The organism is Cryobacterium sp. 10I5 (assembly GCF_035019865.1).
Lineage (GTDB): Bacteria > Actinomycetota > Actinomycetes > Actinomycetales > Microbacteriaceae > Cryobacterium > Cryobacterium breve_A.
Map to the genome: position 1 here is coordinate 67,022 of NZ_JASJVI010000001.1, position 16,106 is coordinate 83,127.

The window sequence follows — 16,106 nt, forward strand, 5'->3', positions numbered from 1 at the left end:
TCCCGGCGTTTTCAGACCAGGTTCACTGTGTGACGGCAAAGACCCCGCGGGCACCCTTCTCCGCGTCCGACATCACGTGGCTGACGAATGGGTAGTGCCCGGCCTCGGGGAAGGTAAGTTCGACGAAGCCGCCCTGCGCCGCGGCGAGGTCGAGCACCTGCGCCCCGCCCGTCCCGGTGCTGCCGCCGTCGCGGAGCAGGTAGTCACCCTCTTTGAAGACTGAGTTGAACTGCCCGCCCACCACGTGGAAGGAACTGCCGACGTTGGGTCCGGCGTCCAGAACCCAGATGCGCACTGCCTCCCCCGCGCGCGCGGTGAGGGGCCGGTCCGCATACTGGTTGGCATACCCGTTGAAGGCCAGCAGGTCGGGGAGCTGGGTCGCCACCCGCGCCGCGTCGACCTCCCCGCCCTCCGGCCCGAGGTAGAACTCGGACTGGACCAGAACGTACTCCGCGGAAACGGGCGCGAGCCCTGGCGGGTCGATGATCACCGCCCCGAACATGCCGTTCGCGATATGGGCGGACATCGGCATCGTCGAGCAGTGATAGAGCCAGATCCCCGACCGGGTCGCGGTGAAGCGGTAGGTCAGGCTCTCCCCCGGCATGATCGTGCGCATTGGCTTGTCGGGGGCGAGGGCGCCGGCATGAAAGTCGATCGAATGGTCGATGGTTCCGCCGTTGACGAAGGTGATCTCGAAGACATCGCCGACGTGACCGTGCAGGGTCGGCCCCGGCGCTGTCCCGTTGTACGTCCACAGGGTCTGCCGGACTCCCGGCGAGACCTCCGTTTCGACGTTCTGAACGGTGAGCGTGAACTTGTGCACGGTGTCGGCGGATGCCGGTGCGAGCCGGGCATCACGGGCGGCAAAGTCCGCCGCGGGTTGCTTCATCAGGTCCACGTCCTTTGCGGCGGATGGCGCACCACTCGCACCGGCATCTGCGCCCGTTCTCATGTCCATCCCGCCCATGCCTGTCGCGTTCGAGCCTGTCCCACTCGCGCCACCGGCCACCGTGACGGAGAAAACCATCCCGAGCTGTTTGTGGCCGGCGATCGAGCACCAGCCGGCGATCGCTGCTCCGACGACGCCTGCCTCGATGACGGCCGTCGTCCCGGGGCTGACCGAACCGGAGGTGATGCCGGTGTCGAGGACCAGGTTGTGCACCCGGTCGTCGGCATTGGTGAGGTTGATGACGAGGGCGTCTCCGACGGGCACCGAGACGGAGTCGGGACTGAACCGCATCCCCGCCATAGTCACGTCGACCGTCGTGGTGTGCCCGGTCGCGGGGACCGAAATGACAGAGAGGCCGCCGGTCACGCCGAGGGCCGCCGGGTCCATCGCAACGCCGACCGTCACAGCGAGCAGCAGGGCACCGGCCGCGACGACGACGGAGCCGGTGCGCCTCGGACGCGACGGCGGCAGGGCGGGCTGCGCTGCGGGCGGCAAGGCGGGACGAGAGCCGGGAACCGGGGCGGCGGCATCCGCCGGTCTGCGCAACATCCGGTTGGTCTTCAGCGCCCGAGTCATCAGCGCCAGGAAGGACGCGAGGGCGGCCACGACGAGGAGCGAAAGGGCGACCTTCACCAGGCTCGGGACCGGCAGGAGGTACAGCACGAGGCCGCCGTTCACGATGATGACGCGAAACAGTCCACCGCGCTCGAGTTCACGGCTCGTGGCCTTGACGACCCGCGGGCCACCGCCGAGTACGACCGGCAGAAGATAGGTCAGCGCGCCGAGCAGAATCTGCGCGGCGAAGCCGACCAGGAAGGCCGGAACGAGCTGTTCGAGCCCGTCGGCAGCGGCGGTCCAGGTGGGGGCGACAGTGACGGAGACGGCGAATCCGAGGGTGCAGAGGCCGAACCAGGCCAGGGCGCTGCCGAGGCTCCACCCGGCGAAGGTCACGGCAGGCGCTGAACGACCCTGGCGGATGACGTCGGCGAACACCAGGTACAGCCCGGCGAGATAGGCCACCACGCCGAGACCGGCAATGACGCGTTCCCCGAGCAGGCAGCCGAGGCCGAGCACGGTGAGGCCCGCGAGGAAGAGGGGAAGGGTCCAGCGCGCTGCCGCGCGGGTGCCGTCGGTGACTCGCACGTGCAGGATGGTCGGCCAGAGCAGGGCGACTGTCCCGATCACGGTCAGGCCGGCCCAGCCGAGCAGGTTGAGTCCGATGTGGGCGATGAAGAGGCGCGCGTAGGTGTCCTCCGAGTCGTCCATGCGCGCCATCAGGATTCCGAGGGTGACCCCGATGGCCAGGGCGGCGCCGGCCGCGACGTAGTAGCGGACGAGCGGTGCGAACCGGGAGGGCAGCGCGCCACGGGACTGCACGGCGAGGATAGTCGCGTGCCCGAGCGCGTTCGCGCCGACGAGGATGCCGCCGACGAGGACGACCAGCCACCAGCCGCCGATCATGCCGGTGATCACGAGGATGGCTCCCACTGTGTGGGCCGCGAGGCGCCAGCCGAGTGAGACGCGACCGCCGGGAGCCGGGTGCCTGAGGAGGGTGTCGGCGAAGTGCTGGCTCCAGATCAAGACCGCGCTGCTGACCGCGCCGAGGAGCAGCAGGTGCACCATGAGCCAGGGTGCGACCGGAAGGAACCGATGCACGATGACCACGACGAGGGTGAGGAAAAGCCACGCCGGCACCAGGATTCCGGTAATGATGTGCCACAGCCGGCGGGTCATCGGCGCGTTCCCAGTGATATCGTTGCGCGGCCGCGCGGAGAGGCCGTGCTCGACTCACGCCTGACGGGTTTCGGAGGCGCGCCCACAAAGACGGAGACGACGGAAACACCCACGAAGAGCAGTACGGCGACAATATTCGCGAAACCGCCCCACTGCACCAGAACATCTAGCCCTCTGGCGTCTCCGCCGACCACACGCACAAGCAGCGAAGCGTGCATGAGAACAACCGGCCCGTACATCAAAGGACGATAGGGCAGCGGCCGGCGTAGCACGGCAGGCAGGATTGTCGGCGCATGCGCCATGATCATGGAGATCACGAAGCCGAGGAAGACGGAGTGCACGACGGCGTCATACGCAGGGCCGACGTATCCGGGTCCCCACAGGATCCAGACCAGGCCGACGACACCCAGCCAGCCGTAGCCGGCGAGCAGGCACAGGGCCATGTAACGCGGCAGTCCCTTCGACCTGACAAGCCGCGTCGCCACGTCGTATCGCACGAGCCACGAGACGAGACCGAGCAGCGCGAAGCCAAGCACCGGATATCCCAGGACAGGCCACAGCAGTGCCAGCACGACGCCAGAGGCCAGGACCAGGGCTACCGCGAGCAGCCACCGCTCGGCCCGCTCGTCGACGGTTGGTGAGATCCGGGCGAGTTCGAGGCGTTCCCCGGCGATTGTCAGGACAAGGAAGAGGGTCATCGCCGGGATGAGTTGAGGCACCGGGACACGTCCCCACCAAAGAATTGTCGCGGCGAGGCCAAGCAACGCCCCGAGGGCCTGAACGGCGCTGGAGGTCGAGGGCTGCCGCGCCCAGATTGCCCGATAAATCGCGAGCAGCACGATCGATCCGGCCACGAGGGCGATCTGGCCGACAAAGAGCGGAATCGAAGATACAAGCGCAATTCCGCCGGCGCCGAGGAGACCGGGAGACAGGAACGCCCAATTCCGACGGATGGCGACAGCGCGTTCGAGAACAACGACCGTTCCGACAAAGCCAAAGACCATGAGCGGGCCATGTACATCGGCGAGGCGGGCTGCGATCACCGGTGCCGGCAGGCCGAGCAGAATGAGTGCCCCATCGAGTCCCGCAAGCAAGGCGACGCCACCGAGGAGGAGAAGTACGATCCGGCCGCCGCTTCGCCGGCTTGGCCGCGTCGGTAGGTAGTGGGACTTGGGCGACATCGTGGCACTCCTCGAGCGTGGCCGCTCATCAATTAATCCGATTGGGTCGATCCCGCGCGGCGCAATGTCGAGACCGCATCTGCCGTTGAACGGTGAGGTCCTCCGACCAGTCACCGGCTGCGGACGCTCCAACGTTGCCAGGAGCGGCAGTGAATGGTCGGAAGCAGTCAGATCAAGGGAAAGTTCGGGCTGGATCGCTCCGGAGGCGCCGAAGTTGGTTGCGTGGCGGATGGCGTACGGGATGACACGGCTGTCAACACGGTGCCCTTACTGTCGACGTGGTTGCAGTTACACGTGTGCGCTGGACCCTACGCCTCCGCCGGATCGACGAGGGCGGCCTGGTTCCTGGGCGGTCAGGGCGATCGGTTCGACGGTCATATGGCTCTCCTGTGGACGGGACTCGGGTGATGATTCGATTTTAGTGCATTTCCGTCCGTTTTATTCGGTATCGATCCATATCCGTCATTGTGCGCGGGAATCGTTCCACGCGACCGGCAGCGTGAGACGTGACGCAAGTGACGAATTTGGCTGTCACAGTGTGGGCGGAATCGAATCTTGCCGTGGAACACGCGGTGAAGGTCGTCAAGCGTGTACAAAATGTGGCACGGAAGATTACGAAAAAGACGGAGTGGCGACGATCGTCAAGCGCATCCGCAATCGTGTCGAGGGTCGGCCGATCTACATCTCCATCGATATCGACGTCCTCGACCCGGCCCACGCGCCAGCCACCGGCACACCGGAAGTCGCCGGACTCTCCACCCGAGAGTTATTCGCCACCCTTCGAGGGCTGACGGGCATCGGAATCCTGGGTGCCGACATCGTAGAAGTGGCGCCAGCCTAAGACCACGCAGCTTTGACAGGGCTGGTAGCGGCGCACACCGCCTGGGAAGTGCTCTCACTCACGGCCTATGACAAAGAGCACTTCGGCCTCTAACCAAATGGCTCTGAAAACGTATGGCCACCGGGAATCGAACCCACGGAAAAATGGGGCTGCCGGTTAGCACCGTCCGAAGAGGTTCGCCTGTGCCACCGCTACCATCATGACCTTTGCGCCGGTGGCGCGATTTGCCGCTGAAGTGGCGCGATCTGCCATTGATGCATTGTGCGGGAGCGGCCACGCTGGTATTTCGTCGTCAACAGCGCCAGCACCCAGCAGAGGAAAGTTTGACTATGACCACCGTTCTTGTCACCGGAGCGTCTGGCTTCATCGCGAAGCACATCATCCGTGAACTACTGGAAAACGACTACACGGTTAAGGCGTCGGTTCGCTCGCCTCAAGGACGCCACCAGCTCGAAGTGCTTTTTCCCGATGCCCAACTCGGCTTTGTTACCTTGGACCTCCTGAAGGACGAAGGCTGGGCCGAGGCGTTTGAGGGTGTGGATGTGTTGATGCACACAGCCTCGCCCTTCCCGCAGGCCACACCCAAGGATCCTGAGGAGCTCATTCGGCCGGCCGTCGACGGAACCTTGCGTGCCCTCAAGGCCGCTCATTCGGCGGGCGTTCGACGTGTCGTGCTGACGTCAAGCTGCGCCGCGATCTACAAGGATGAAAACAAACCCAAGATGGCAATCTCAACCCGGGACAACTGGACCGATCCGTCGGGTCCTGACACCGCGGCATACGAGGCCTCCACGACTCTTGCCGAACGAGCTGCGTGGGACTTCGTTGCCCTGCACCCCGAAATGAAGCTCACCACAATCAATCCGGGCGGCGTATTCGGCCCGCCGATGGATGACCACTTCAGTACTTCACTGTTCTACATCGAAGAGTTTCTTTCGGGTCGAGTGCCCGCCGTGCCGCACATGAATGCCCCGGGCGTGGACGTTCGCGACGTTGCTCGCATGCACGTGCTTGCGATTGACAACGAAGCCACTGTTGGTCTTCGTTTCCCCGCCGTGGCCGGGGCCCACTATCTGGTCGACATCACCAGGGCGCTCAAGTTGGCCCACCCGGACCGCAGGATTCCCACCCGAGAATTACCCAGCTGGCTGATTCGGTTCATGAGCCAGTTCATCCCAGTGCTCCGAGCCGCGCGCAACGACCTGGGCCGTAATATGGCTGTCGTGGGAACAGATGCCCCGGAAGTCATGGGCTTCGAGTACATCCCCTTCCACGAGTCGGTGCGGGCGTCGGCCCAGTTCTTGGTCGAACGCGGCAAGTAGCGATTGACACTCTCAATTTGATCCCTTGGTCACAATCTGGTGATCACGGGGCGAACGAAGAAGGTTTGAGCGCATGAACGACGCAGAGAACTATCGGGTGAACCCCGGCCTCAAACTGCTTCTCAGTGATGCCGGTATCAACCCCGACGACGTGCTGCGCCGAGCCATGCTCCCGCACGACCTGTTCGCCGGGGAGAAGGCCTGGCTTACCCCCGAGGAGTTCTTTCGTCTCTGGGGGGCAATGGAAGACGAGGCGGATGATCCATTGCTGCCGATTCGCATCGGCCAGTCAATCTCGGTGGAGACGTTCGATCCTCTTGCCTTCGCTGCCCTGTGTAGCCGAGACCTCAACTCGGCAGCCCACCGGGTGGCAGGGTATAAGCGCATCGTCGGGCCGATGCGCTTGGTCGTCGAGACCACCCCAGCCGAGACCTCCATGGAACTGCAGTGGCCAGACTCGACCGTTGCACCACCGTCCTTGGCGATGGTCGACCTGGTGTTCATCGTCGCGCTTGCTCGCATCGCGACGCGTTCGTCAATCCGGCCACTTAGGGTCTCGAGCCTCGTCCCTCCGGAGCACACCGACGAATATGCGGACTTTCTCGGCGTAGCCGTCTCACAGGGAATCTCCTGCAAGGTCATTTTTTCTGCGGCGGATGCGGCCCGCCCCTTTCTGACGGTCAATGAGTCGATGTGGCAGACGTTCGAACCTCAATTGCGTCTTCGGCTCGCGGAGCTGCAACCCGGCGCTTCCTCGGCGGAACGGGTGCGGTCCGCGCTCGTGGAACTGCTGCCGACTGGCGACGGTTCGATGATGGGAGTCGCCCGCGAGCTGTCGCTGAGCACTCGGAGCATGCAGCGTAAGTTGAAGGCAGAGGGTACAAGCTTCCAGGAGATCCTGCATCGCACGCGCGAGGCTCTCGCTCGGCACTACCTCTCACAGGCAGCCATGACCACCGACGAGATCGCCTTCCTCCTTGGGTTCAACGACCCGCGTTCCTTCTACCGAGCCTTCCAGTCCTGGACTGGCCTAACTCCACGAAGCGCCGAGCTCGAGGCGGTCTGAGCCATTTGCCGGCGGGATCTGCACGGTCACTTCGCGAATGGTGAAGTGCTCGAAGAAGGGCAGCACGAGCACGCGCAGCTCCCGCTTGTAGGTGCCCTTGGTCCGTGGGCACGGTCCACGTCGAGCGTCACGTCCTCGAGCCAGGCCTCGGCAAGCATCGGGAAGGGCGAGCCCGCATTCAGCGAGTCACCGACCCCGTCGAGTCCTCTTGACTATTTACTCAAGTCTCTTGAGAAACGACCAAACTAAAAATCCTGGTCAAAAGACACTTTTTGGTAGGGCGGCCGGGACTTGAACCCCGGGACCGACGGATCCGGTCGGAATGATACTCGCGTTCGCGATCGACTGGAGCAATATAGATTGATGTCGTTTCGATCAGGGTTTCTTGTTCTTGCTGGGTTTCATTTTATCGCCAGGTCTCGATTGGTCTGGGTCGATCTGGAGTCAATAAGCGGTGAATAAACGTGCGCGCATCAAGTTGTCAACAACGCTTTCATCGTAAGTCGGGGGCCTCGGATCCCCCAGCGTCACGATCGTCTCAGTCGGCCGGTTCGCAGGCGCAGACCACTCGGTGGCGCGACATTATGCAGCCGTCTGGATGACCACCAAGGAGCTTGGCGTGATCTTGTCTAGTGCTCCGTACTCATACCGTCGTCAACTCCGCCCGACGGAATGCCGAGCACCTTCAGTTGTGCCCGATATTGTTCTGCGGTCACATCGCCGGCGGCGAAGCGCTCGTCCAGAATCTGACGAGCCTTGCTCGGCTGCACGACTCCTGCAGCGGGCAACGGTGCCACCTGCTGATCGTTGCGCTGTGCCGAGGCGCCAGCAGATCGGACTGCCCAAATGATCAGTAGAACTATGCCCACGATGACCAGGATTCCAAACGGCCAACCCCACACCATGTTCATTCCGTTGCCCCACATCATTTTGTCTCCTTCGTTTGTTTGGTTTCGATTGCTTGGAATTGCTGGGGACCATGCTGGTCCCGTCGCTGTCAGGTCACGGTCAGTTCCCGATACATCCCGGCGGCGTAGTGGCCGCGGAGGTTGCAGATGACTTCGTAGCGTCCGGGTGCGAGGTCGAGGGTCACCCAGCCTGCGCTGCCCGGAGCGATACCTGTACCTTCACCGGCCTTGCACGTGGCGGAGGCCTCGCCGAGACTTGCGGTTTCGTCAACTTTGCTCCCGCCGGAGATCGACCGGCTGCCCGCGACCTGCGAAGCCGCGAGCGGAAGTATGACGAGCTCGTGGATGACGCTGCCGTCGTTGGTGGCGAGGAAGGAGACGGTTCCTGAGTTGACGTTGGACCGGTCGAGGCTGAGGTTCATGGCCCCGCGGGGCATCATTCCGTTCCCGGAGATGCCGCCCATCATCCCGTTGTTGCCGCCCATCATGGAACCGCCCATGTTCCGCAACGATACGTTCACGACGGTGCCAGCAAGCCGTGGTGTTGTGCAGGATGATCCGCCCGCCGTACCAAAATCCGGCGCCCCGCCGTTCATGGCGCTCACGGCACCGACGGACAGCCCGGTGAGACCGACGATCGTCGCGACGGCGCCGGCGATCCCCGTGGCGATGAGTGTGTTCCTGCTCATGATGTTCCTCCTTCAACGAGTGGGTTGATGTTTCCCACTCTGCGTGTCTGGTGTGCAGATCGACTGGCGTGCGTGTGGAGATGGTGTGGAGGTTTGCGGCGACGGAGTCTTCGCCCGAATGACGCGCGTTAGGGTGAGGTATGCCCACCGTGCTGGTCGTCGAGGACGAGCGTGATATCCGCGACATCCTCCGCCGCTACCTCGAACGAGCTGGATTCGCGGTGCTCACGGCCATGTCCGGTGCGGAGGCACTGCGCCTTCTGTCTGCGTGCGAGCTGGTGCTTCTCGATCTGGGCCTTCCCGATATCGACGGCACCGACATCCTCCGGGAAATCCACACTCTCGGGACCCTCCCGGTGATCGTTCTCACGGCGCGCAGCACAACGGAGGACCGCATTCAGGGGCTGGAACTCGGTGCAGACGACTACGTGACGAAGCCGTTCAGCCCCCACGAAGTCGTGCTGCGCGTGCAAGCCGTCTTGCACCGGTATGGCGGTTCGACGACCACGACGGGGCCGACAAGCTACGGCGGCCGACGGTTGCGAATCGATGACGGTGCCCACCAGGCGTGGCTCGATGGCGCCGCGCTCGACCTGACTCCGACCGAATGGGGACTCCTCGCGGCGATATCGACCGCTCCTGGGCGGGTCTACTCGCGGTATGAGCTGGTGAATCGGGTGCGCGGCTACGAATACGCCGGGTACGAGCGCACCATCGACTCCCACATCAAGAATCTCCGCCACAAGCTCGGTCCGGGCGGTGCCGACATCATCGAGACTGTCCTCGGCGTCGGCTATCGACTTGCGCTCCGTCAGGACGAGTTGTCATGAGGATCCTGGGCCTCGGCTCCCTGGGACGCCGGCTCCTGCTCGCGTTCGCGCTCGTGGCCGTGTCGTCGGTGCTCGTGATGAGCGTCGCCGCCCTGGTCGGCGTGGATCGGGGCGTGCAAGTCACGCAGCAGGCCGACCGACAGCAGATCGCGGACTCCGCGGCCGCAGCAGCTGCCGATGCTTATCGATCGGCCGGAAACTGGGCGACAGCGGAACTGGGCCGCACCCTCGCAATCGGTGACGCTGCGTCCGCCGGTCTCACGGTGGTGGACATGACGGGTACAGCTGTCCAGTCGAGCGGTGGAATGATGGGCGGCAACGCCGACGGGCAGGGCATGGGGATGGGGTCGGCGATGGGCCAGACCGTGGCCTCGGCACCGGTCATGGTCGACGGCGCCCAGGTCGGCACGGTTCGAATGACGTTCGGCATGATGGCCCGGACCACCGTGTTCGACGTCACCTGGTCATGGATCGCCGTCGCCGCCGTCGTCGCCCTCGTGATCGCGCTCGGCGCAAGCTGGTTCGTCACCCGGCTGCTCGTCCGCCCGATCCGGGCCATGACGGCTGCCGCCCGCTCGTTCACGGCCGGTGACCGGCAGGCTCGGGCCACCGGGCCGGCTCCGGGTGAGCTCGGTGAGCTGGCCTCCGCGTTCAACGGCATGGCCGACGCGGTCGTCCGCTCCGATCGTGATCGGCGCACTCTCACCGCGGACGTGGCCCATGAGCTGCGCACCCCGCTCGCGGCGCTTCAGGCCGGACTCGAGGAACTCCGTGACGGCCTCGTGGAGCCGACACCCGAAAGCCTCGCGGGGCTGCATGACCAGTCTTTGCGGCTCGGACGCATCGTCGCGGACCTGGCCGAACTGTCGGCCGTCGAGACGGCAGGACTGTCACTGCACCTGGCCACCGTCGACCTCGCCCAGGTCGCCCGCGACGCCCTGTCCGAGTGGGAGTCGCGGCTGCGGGCCGCCGGCCTCACCGTCATCGCGGAGCCCGTCGGGCCAGCCTGGGTGCGCGCAGACGCCGACCGAATGCACCAGGCCGTCGGCAACCTGCTTGCCAACACCGCCCGCTACTGCCGGCCGGGCGACTGCGTGACCGTGACCGTGACGGTCGACGACGGCCGGGCGGCACTCGCTGTCTCCGATACCGGCCCCGGCATCGCCGCCGACGAGCTCCCGCACATCTTCGACCGACTCTGGCGGGGCCGGGAGGCGGTACACGTGTCCGGCTCGGGAATCGGCCTCGCCCTGGTCCGCGAACTCGTCACCGGACACGGTGGCACCGTCGATGCGACATCCGTGCCGGGAACTGGGACGACGATCACCATTCGGCTGCCAGGAACGGCCCGACCGCTCTGACTCCGGTCAGTCGCGTGTGACCTCGACGTCTCGTGGCAGGCGAAGGCGCTTCAGCATCAGCGCATTGACGGCGACGATCACGCTGGAACCGGACATCGAAATCGCCGCGATCTCCGGGGTCAACCGGATGCCGAACCCGGGGAAGAAGACGCCGGCGGCGATCGGCAGCGCGACGGCGTTGTACCCGACAGCCCACCCCAGGTTCTGCCGCATCTTCCGAACGGTTCCCTTCCCGATCCACAACGCCACAGGGATATCCAACGGATCGGATCGCATCAGGACGACGTCCGCCGTGTCGATGGCGACGTCGGTACCGGCCCCGATCGCGATCCCCAGGTCGGCCTGCGCCAGCGCCGGGGCGTCATTGACTCCGTCGCCAACCATGGCAACGCGTTTGCCGGCGGCCTGAAGTTCGGTGATCTTCGCGGACTTGTCTTCGGGCAACACCTCGGCAATCACGGTATCGATCCCGAGCTGGGAGGCGATGCGCGCGGCGGTGGCTCCGTTGTCTCCGGTGAGCATGACGACCTGGATCCCGGCGTCATGCAGGGCGGCGACTGCGGCAGCAGCGGTCGGGCGCACGGCATCCGCCAGCGCAACGACGCCGGTCGCCTTGCCGTCCACGGCCAGCAGGACCGCGGTGCGTCCTGTTGACGCCAGCGCATCTCGCTTGTCCTTGACTGGTTCGATATCAACGCCTTGCGCGGTCATCAGCTTGCGGTTGCCGACAAGCACGCGGCGCCCGCTCACGGTCGCCCCGGCCCCGTGCCCGGGTACGTTCTCGAAGTCGACGGCGTCGCCCACGGTCACACCCCGGCCCGCAGCGTAGCTGACCACCGCAGCGGCAAGCGGATGCTCCGACTCGCGCTCCACCGCGGCAACGAGTGCCAGCAGTTCGTCCTCGTCGATTCCTATCGCGACGAAGTCGGTCACTTCCGGCTTGCCCTGGGTAAGGGTGCCGGTCTTGTCCATCACCACGGTGTCGATCCGTGCGGCCGTTTCCAGCGCCGTCGCGGTCTTGAACAGGACGCCACGCTTGGCACCCAGTCCGGTCCCGACCATAATCGCCGTCGGGGTCGCCAGCCCGAGCGCGTCCGGGCACGTGATGACGACCACGGTGATCGCGAACAGCATCGCCGCCGGCACTGTTGCGCCCGCCAGCAGCCACACTGCCAGGGTCACGATTCCGCCGATCAGTGCCACCAGTACCAGCCAGAACGCCGCCCGATCGGCCAGGCGCTGGCCGGGCGCCTTGGAATTCTGCGCCTCCTGCACAAGCGCGACGATCTGGGCAAGTGCGGTGTCCGCGCCCACCTTCGTCGCTCTGACCCGGAGGGTGCCCGTGGTGTTCACGGTCGCGCCGATCACCGTTGAGCCGGCCGTCTTAGCCACGGGAAGACTCTCCCCGGTGACCATAGACTCATCGATATCCGAGTCGCCGGACTCGACCGTGCCGTCGGTGGGGACCTTGGATCCCGGACGCACGAGCAGCAGGTCGCCCGGAACGACCTCCGCCGTGGGAATTTCAACGGGTTCCCCGTCGCGGATCACGAAGGCCTGCGAGGGCGCGAGCTCGAGCAGTGTGCGAACAGCATCATTCGCGCCGCCCCGTGCCCGCATTTCGACCCAGTGCCCCAGAAGCACAAAACTGGCCAGCACGGTGGCGGCCTCGTAAAAGACGTCGCCACCGCCGGTCAGGGTGACGACCACGCTGTAGAGCCAGCCCGCTCCGACGCCGACGGCCACAAGCACCATCATGTCGAGCGTTCTCGCCCGCAGCGCCCGGTAGGCGCCGTCGAAGAAGATCCACGCGGAGTAGAAGATCACCGGCAGTGACAGAATCAGGGCCGCTATGTCGTCACGGAGCCCGAAGGGTGCCGGAAGCGTGAACCCAATAACTTCGCGGCCGATCGGCGATAGAAGCGTGATCGGAACGGACAGGACTGCGGCCACCAGGAACCGGTTGCGCATATCCCGGATCATGGTCCCCATTGTCATGGTGCCATGGCCGCCGCCGCTGTGCCCCATGGCGTCTTGCCTCGTCGTGGTCGTGGCTGCCGCATGCGCATGCATGATCCTGGTCTCAGTCGATGGGCTCATATGAACGATCCTCTCGAGGAAATTGCTGGTGCTCGACACTGTGTTTCGCGGTGCCTACATCAACAGCATATACCCCCCATAGGTATGAGAGGATGGCGACCTCCGGCCGTTCGTCGTCGAACACGGTCGGCCCTCTCAGACCGCGCGGAGCATCCGTTGACTACAGTGTGAGCATTGCCGCCTGCGGACGGCACGGGAAGAAAGGGAACGCCGTGGTGGAAGCTCAGCCGTGCAGTCGCGCGTTCACAGCCGCCGCGCAACTGCGTCGTTCGCTCGTCGGAATCCTCTCGCTTGCAGCCATCGTTTTCGGATTGGTAGCGATGCATGCAGGGATGGCGGCAGAATCCGAAGCCTCGCCACATTCCCACGCCATGTCCGACGCGCAGTCGAACGTTTCAGTCCTCAGCGCAGGGGGGTCGGACTTCGAACTGCCGTTCGCCTCGATTTCCAGTGCATCTGCGTCGGGAACGTCTCACCTGCCGTCGACTTGTCTCGGCATGTGTGCCGTCGATTGCCTCATGACAGGGTCCGCGTGTACTGCCGGACTCATCGCGCACTCCCCGAATCCTGTCGCCCAGCACGCGATTACCCTCGTTGTCCCGCGCTCCGCCGTGCGCGCAGCACCCACTCTCCCGCTGCGCCTCCCTCCACAACGACCGCCCTCGCTGACGGCCTTGTCGATTAGCCGCGTCTGATCAACAACCGGCTGTGAGCCTCCCCCCGGTGCGGCGGACTCTCGCCGTTCCAGCGATTTCCGTGTCTCGCTTCACCCGAGAGCACGCTCGCCGTCTCCGGATCTTCTTCCGCAGACGACAATCACAACCCTTTGTTTGACAGATTGGACTCCCCTTGATTTCCCTTCGCATTCCCCTTCTCACCGCCACCGCACTAGCCGCAGCCATTGCCTTGTCCGCCTGCTCGGCCGGTGCCACCACGGCCGGCGGCGCCAGTGCATCTGCATCCTCCGCCCCCGCCGCATCGACAGCGGTGTTCAACGATGCCGACGTCTCGTTCGCCATGCCGATGGTCGACCACCACCAGCAGGCGATAACGATGGCCCAGACCATGCTGGACAAGACCGGGGTCGATCCTCGCGTTACCGCTCTCGCCGAGCAGATCAAGGCGGCCCAGGGGCCGGAGATCACGATGATGAGTTCCTGGGTCACCGCGTGGGGTGCGACCGCCGCCAACATGCCCGGAATGGACATGAGCTCCGGTTCCATGACCGATGGGGACATGGCCGCGCTGGACGCCGCGACCGGCCCGGCCGCGGACAAGCTGTTCCTCCAGCAGATGATCCAGCACCACCAGGGCGCGATTGACATGGCCAACGTCGAACTCAAGGACGGGCAGAACCCGGACGCACAGGCGCTCGCGACGAAGATCATCGCCGACCAGACGGCGCAGATCACGCAGATGCAGGACATCCTCGCCGCCATGTAGCCGACCCGTTGACAGGCCGCGGAGAGCTGTCGGCACTCCGCGGCCCCAGTCCGCCTAATCAACTTAGGTGACTAGGATTAGAGTGAACTCACTTTCCGGTCGGTTCGCGAGGAACAGCAATGTTCGAAAGGGCTCGACAATGGCAAAGTTCGGTGATCTGGAAAACGCGATCATGAACGAGGTCTGGCAGGCCGAGAATCCGCTGCTGGTGCGGGAAATCCTCGACAGGCTCAATCGCGGGCTCGCCTACAACACCGTTCAAACGGTCACCGAGATCCTCAATCGCAAGGGCTGGCTCAGTAAGGAACGGGACGGCCGCGCATTCCGCTATGGTCCCGCGGCCACCCGGGACGATTATGTGTCCGGACTCATCCGCGAGGCGCTGTCTTTCGCCGACGATCGGGCGGCAGCACTCGTTGGCTTCGTCGACGAAATGCCCGACGACGAAGCCGCTGAACTGCGCCGTCTGCTTGCCGCCGCGCAGGACAACGAGCCGAAGTCGTGATTGTCGCAATCACCCTGACTGTGTACGCGATAGCTCTTTCTATCGCAGTCCCCCGGCTCCTGTTGCGCGCGAACTGGGTCGATCGCGCGCCCCGGCTCGCGATCGCGTCCTGGCAGGCCCTGACTGGCGCTGTCGTGGGCTCGCTGGCCCTCGCCGGCCTGTCCTTTGCGATTCCCATCGCAGGCCTGGGCGGAAAGGGCATCATCGACGTCCTCCAGGCTTGTGCAATGGCGCTGCAACAGCAGTATTCGACGCCGAGCGGTGCCGCCGTCGGTATTGGTGGGGCGCTGCTGGCCGGCGCCGTCATCACGCGCTGCTTCTGGGGCCTGGCATCAACGGGCGCCCGAATGTCACGGGAGCGCACGGCACATCGTCGAGTTCTCGACATGGTTGGTCGCCCGGATTTCGATCGCGACATCGTCATCCTCGATTCCACGGAAGCGGCGGTCTACTGCATGCCGGGAATCCACCGGCGCACTGTCGTGACCACGGCCGCGCTTCACGCTCTGACGGACGAGGAGCTCATCGCGGTTTTGGCCCATGAGCGCGCGCACCTCACTGAGCGGCATGACCTTGCCCTCGCATTCTCCGTGGCACTGTCGCAGGCCTTTCACGGGCTCCCGCCTTTCCGGCTGGCTGCGCGGGAGACGGCTCGCCTGGTCGAACTTCGTGCCGACGATGTCGCGGCTGCACGAACTCACCGGCTCACGGTCGCGGCGGCGCTCCTGGCCGTCGCAGCCATGCCGCCGCATGCAGTACCGGCCGTCGCTCTCGGAGCCGCTGGAACCGGGGCTGCAGCCCGCGTCCGCCGGCTCCTCCCTCCACGCCAATCCGTGGGCCGCTTCCCCACGTGCGTCGCAGCGGTCGCGATCGCGCTGCTGCTGATCGCGCCCGGACTCGCCCTCGGCTGGCCGGCCGTGACGAGCGCAGATCATGCGTTGTGCCCCGTCGAGCCGGTAACCAGCCTGTCGGCGTCCCTTTCTCCGACGTCCGGCAGCGCGCCTGCGCCTGCTGCACATGCCCCGTGTGCCGTCGACAGCATGGACGAGGGTCGCTTCTCGAGCTGACTTTCAGCTTCGGCACGCCAGTTAGACAACCGCATCACAATCACCTAATCTCCTTAGGAGGATAGGTGAATGTCCGCGCAGGACGCGGCCCGGGTGAAGGCGAAGAATAA

Annotated in this window: 14 protein-coding genes; 9 read left to right on the forward strand and 5 right to left on the reverse strand. The window is 65.1% G+C overall.

All coding sequences use genetic code 11. The features are described 5' to 3' along the window. Positions 1-22 precede the first annotated feature (22 nt). Together QN350_RS00290 and QN350_RS00295 are read right to left on the reverse strand one after the other, a co-directional pair. The gene (locus QN350_RS00290; protein ID WP_322139765.1) at positions 23-2,683 is read right to left on the reverse strand and encodes a multicopper oxidase domain-containing protein; all 2,661 of its coding nucleotides are present in this window, start codon (positions 2,681-2,683) and stop codon (positions 23-25) included. Beyond that, positions 2,680-3,864: a hypothetical protein gene (locus QN350_RS00295; RefSeq protein ID WP_322139764.1), complete on the reverse strand. Its 1,185-nt coding sequence runs from the start codon at positions 3,862-3,864 to the stop codon at positions 2,680-2,682. Before QN350_RS00295 ends, QN350_RS00290 begins: the two co-directional genes overlap by 4 nt. Before the next feature lie 241 nt (positions 3,865-4,105). Here QN350_RS00295 and QN350_RS00300 point away from each other — a divergent pair, with 241 nt between their 5' ends. The 3 genes from QN350_RS00300 (at position 4,106) to QN350_RS00310 (ending at position 7,093) form a co-directional block, all read left to right on the forward strand. Further along, positions 4,106-4,705: an arginase family protein gene (locus QN350_RS00300; protein ID WP_323507809.1), complete on the forward strand. Its 600-nt coding sequence runs from the start codon at positions 4,106-4,108 to the stop codon at positions 4,703-4,705. 329 nt (positions 4,706-5,034) lie between these two features. Then, the gene (locus QN350_RS00305; protein WP_322139763.1) at positions 5,035-6,027 is read left to right on the forward strand and encodes an NAD-dependent epimerase/dehydratase family protein; all 993 of its coding nucleotides are present in this window, start codon (positions 5,035-5,037) and stop codon (positions 6,025-6,027) included. Between the two features lie 73 nt (positions 6,028-6,100). Then, positions 6,101-7,093, forward strand: a complete 993-nt coding sequence (locus tag QN350_RS00310) for an AraC family transcriptional regulator (protein WP_322139762.1) — start codon at positions 6,101-6,103, stop codon at positions 7,091-7,093. A gap of 629 nt (positions 7,094-7,722) precedes the next feature. Here QN350_RS00310 and QN350_RS00315 read toward each other — a convergent pair. After that, positions 7,723-8,022: an SHOCT domain-containing protein gene (locus QN350_RS00315; RefSeq protein WP_322139761.1), complete on the reverse strand. Its 300-nt coding sequence runs from the start codon at positions 8,020-8,022 to the stop codon at positions 7,723-7,725. Positions 8,023-8,090: 68 nt separating this feature from the next. Beyond that, positions 8,091-8,690, reverse strand: a complete 600-nt coding sequence (locus QN350_RS00320) for a sulfocyanin-like copper-binding protein (RefSeq protein WP_322139760.1) — start codon at positions 8,688-8,690, stop codon at positions 8,091-8,093. Between the two features lie 140 nt (positions 8,691-8,830). Here QN350_RS00320 and QN350_RS00325 point away from each other — a divergent pair, with 140 nt between their 5' ends. Then, positions 8,831-9,520, forward strand: a complete 690-nt coding sequence (locus QN350_RS00325; RefSeq protein WP_322139759.1) for a response regulator transcription factor — start codon at positions 8,831-8,833, stop codon at positions 9,518-9,520. Next, on the forward strand, positions 9,517-10,881 hold the full coding sequence (locus tag QN350_RS00330) for a HAMP domain-containing sensor histidine kinase (RefSeq protein WP_322139758.1): 1,365 nt from the start codon (positions 9,517-9,519) through the stop codon (positions 10,879-10,881). Before QN350_RS00325 ends, QN350_RS00330 begins: the two co-directional genes overlap by 4 nt. A gap of 6 nt (positions 10,882-10,887) precedes the next feature. Here the strand turns inward: QN350_RS00330 and QN350_RS00335 are convergent, their stop codons facing one another. Beyond that, the gene (locus QN350_RS00335) at positions 10,888-12,981 is read right to left on the reverse strand and encodes a copper-translocating P-type ATPase (RefSeq protein WP_322139757.1); all 2,094 of its coding nucleotides are present in this window, start codon (positions 12,979-12,981) and stop codon (positions 10,888-10,890) included. A 92-nt stretch (positions 12,982-13,073) separates the two neighbouring features. On the opposite strand from QN350_RS00335, the gene QN350_RS19925 reads away from it, so the two are divergent. The 4 genes from QN350_RS19925 to QN350_RS00350 all read left to right on the forward strand — a co-directional run bounded on the left by QN350_RS19925 (position 13,074) and on the right by QN350_RS00350 (position 15,996). Continuing rightward, positions 13,074-13,676 (forward strand): DUF6153 family protein, encoded by a 603-nt coding sequence (locus QN350_RS19925; RefSeq protein ID WP_369125186.1) that lies wholly within the window; start codon positions 13,074-13,076, stop codon positions 13,674-13,676. A gap of 154 nt (positions 13,677-13,830) precedes the next feature. Next, on the forward strand, positions 13,831-14,424 hold the full coding sequence (locus QN350_RS00340; protein ID WP_322139756.1) for a DUF305 domain-containing protein: 594 nt from the start codon (positions 13,831-13,833) through the stop codon (positions 14,422-14,424). 139 nt (positions 14,425-14,563) lie between these two features. Continuing rightward, on the forward strand, positions 14,564-14,929 hold the full coding sequence (locus tag QN350_RS00345; protein ID WP_322139755.1) for a BlaI/MecI/CopY family transcriptional regulator: 366 nt from the start codon (positions 14,564-14,566) through the stop codon (positions 14,927-14,929). Next, positions 14,926-15,996 (forward strand): M56 family metallopeptidase, encoded by a 1,071-nt coding sequence (locus QN350_RS00350; RefSeq protein WP_322139754.1) that lies wholly within the window; start codon positions 14,926-14,928, stop codon positions 15,994-15,996. Before QN350_RS00345 ends, QN350_RS00350 begins: the two co-directional genes overlap by 4 nt. Positions 15,997-16,106: the final 110 nt, after the last annotated feature.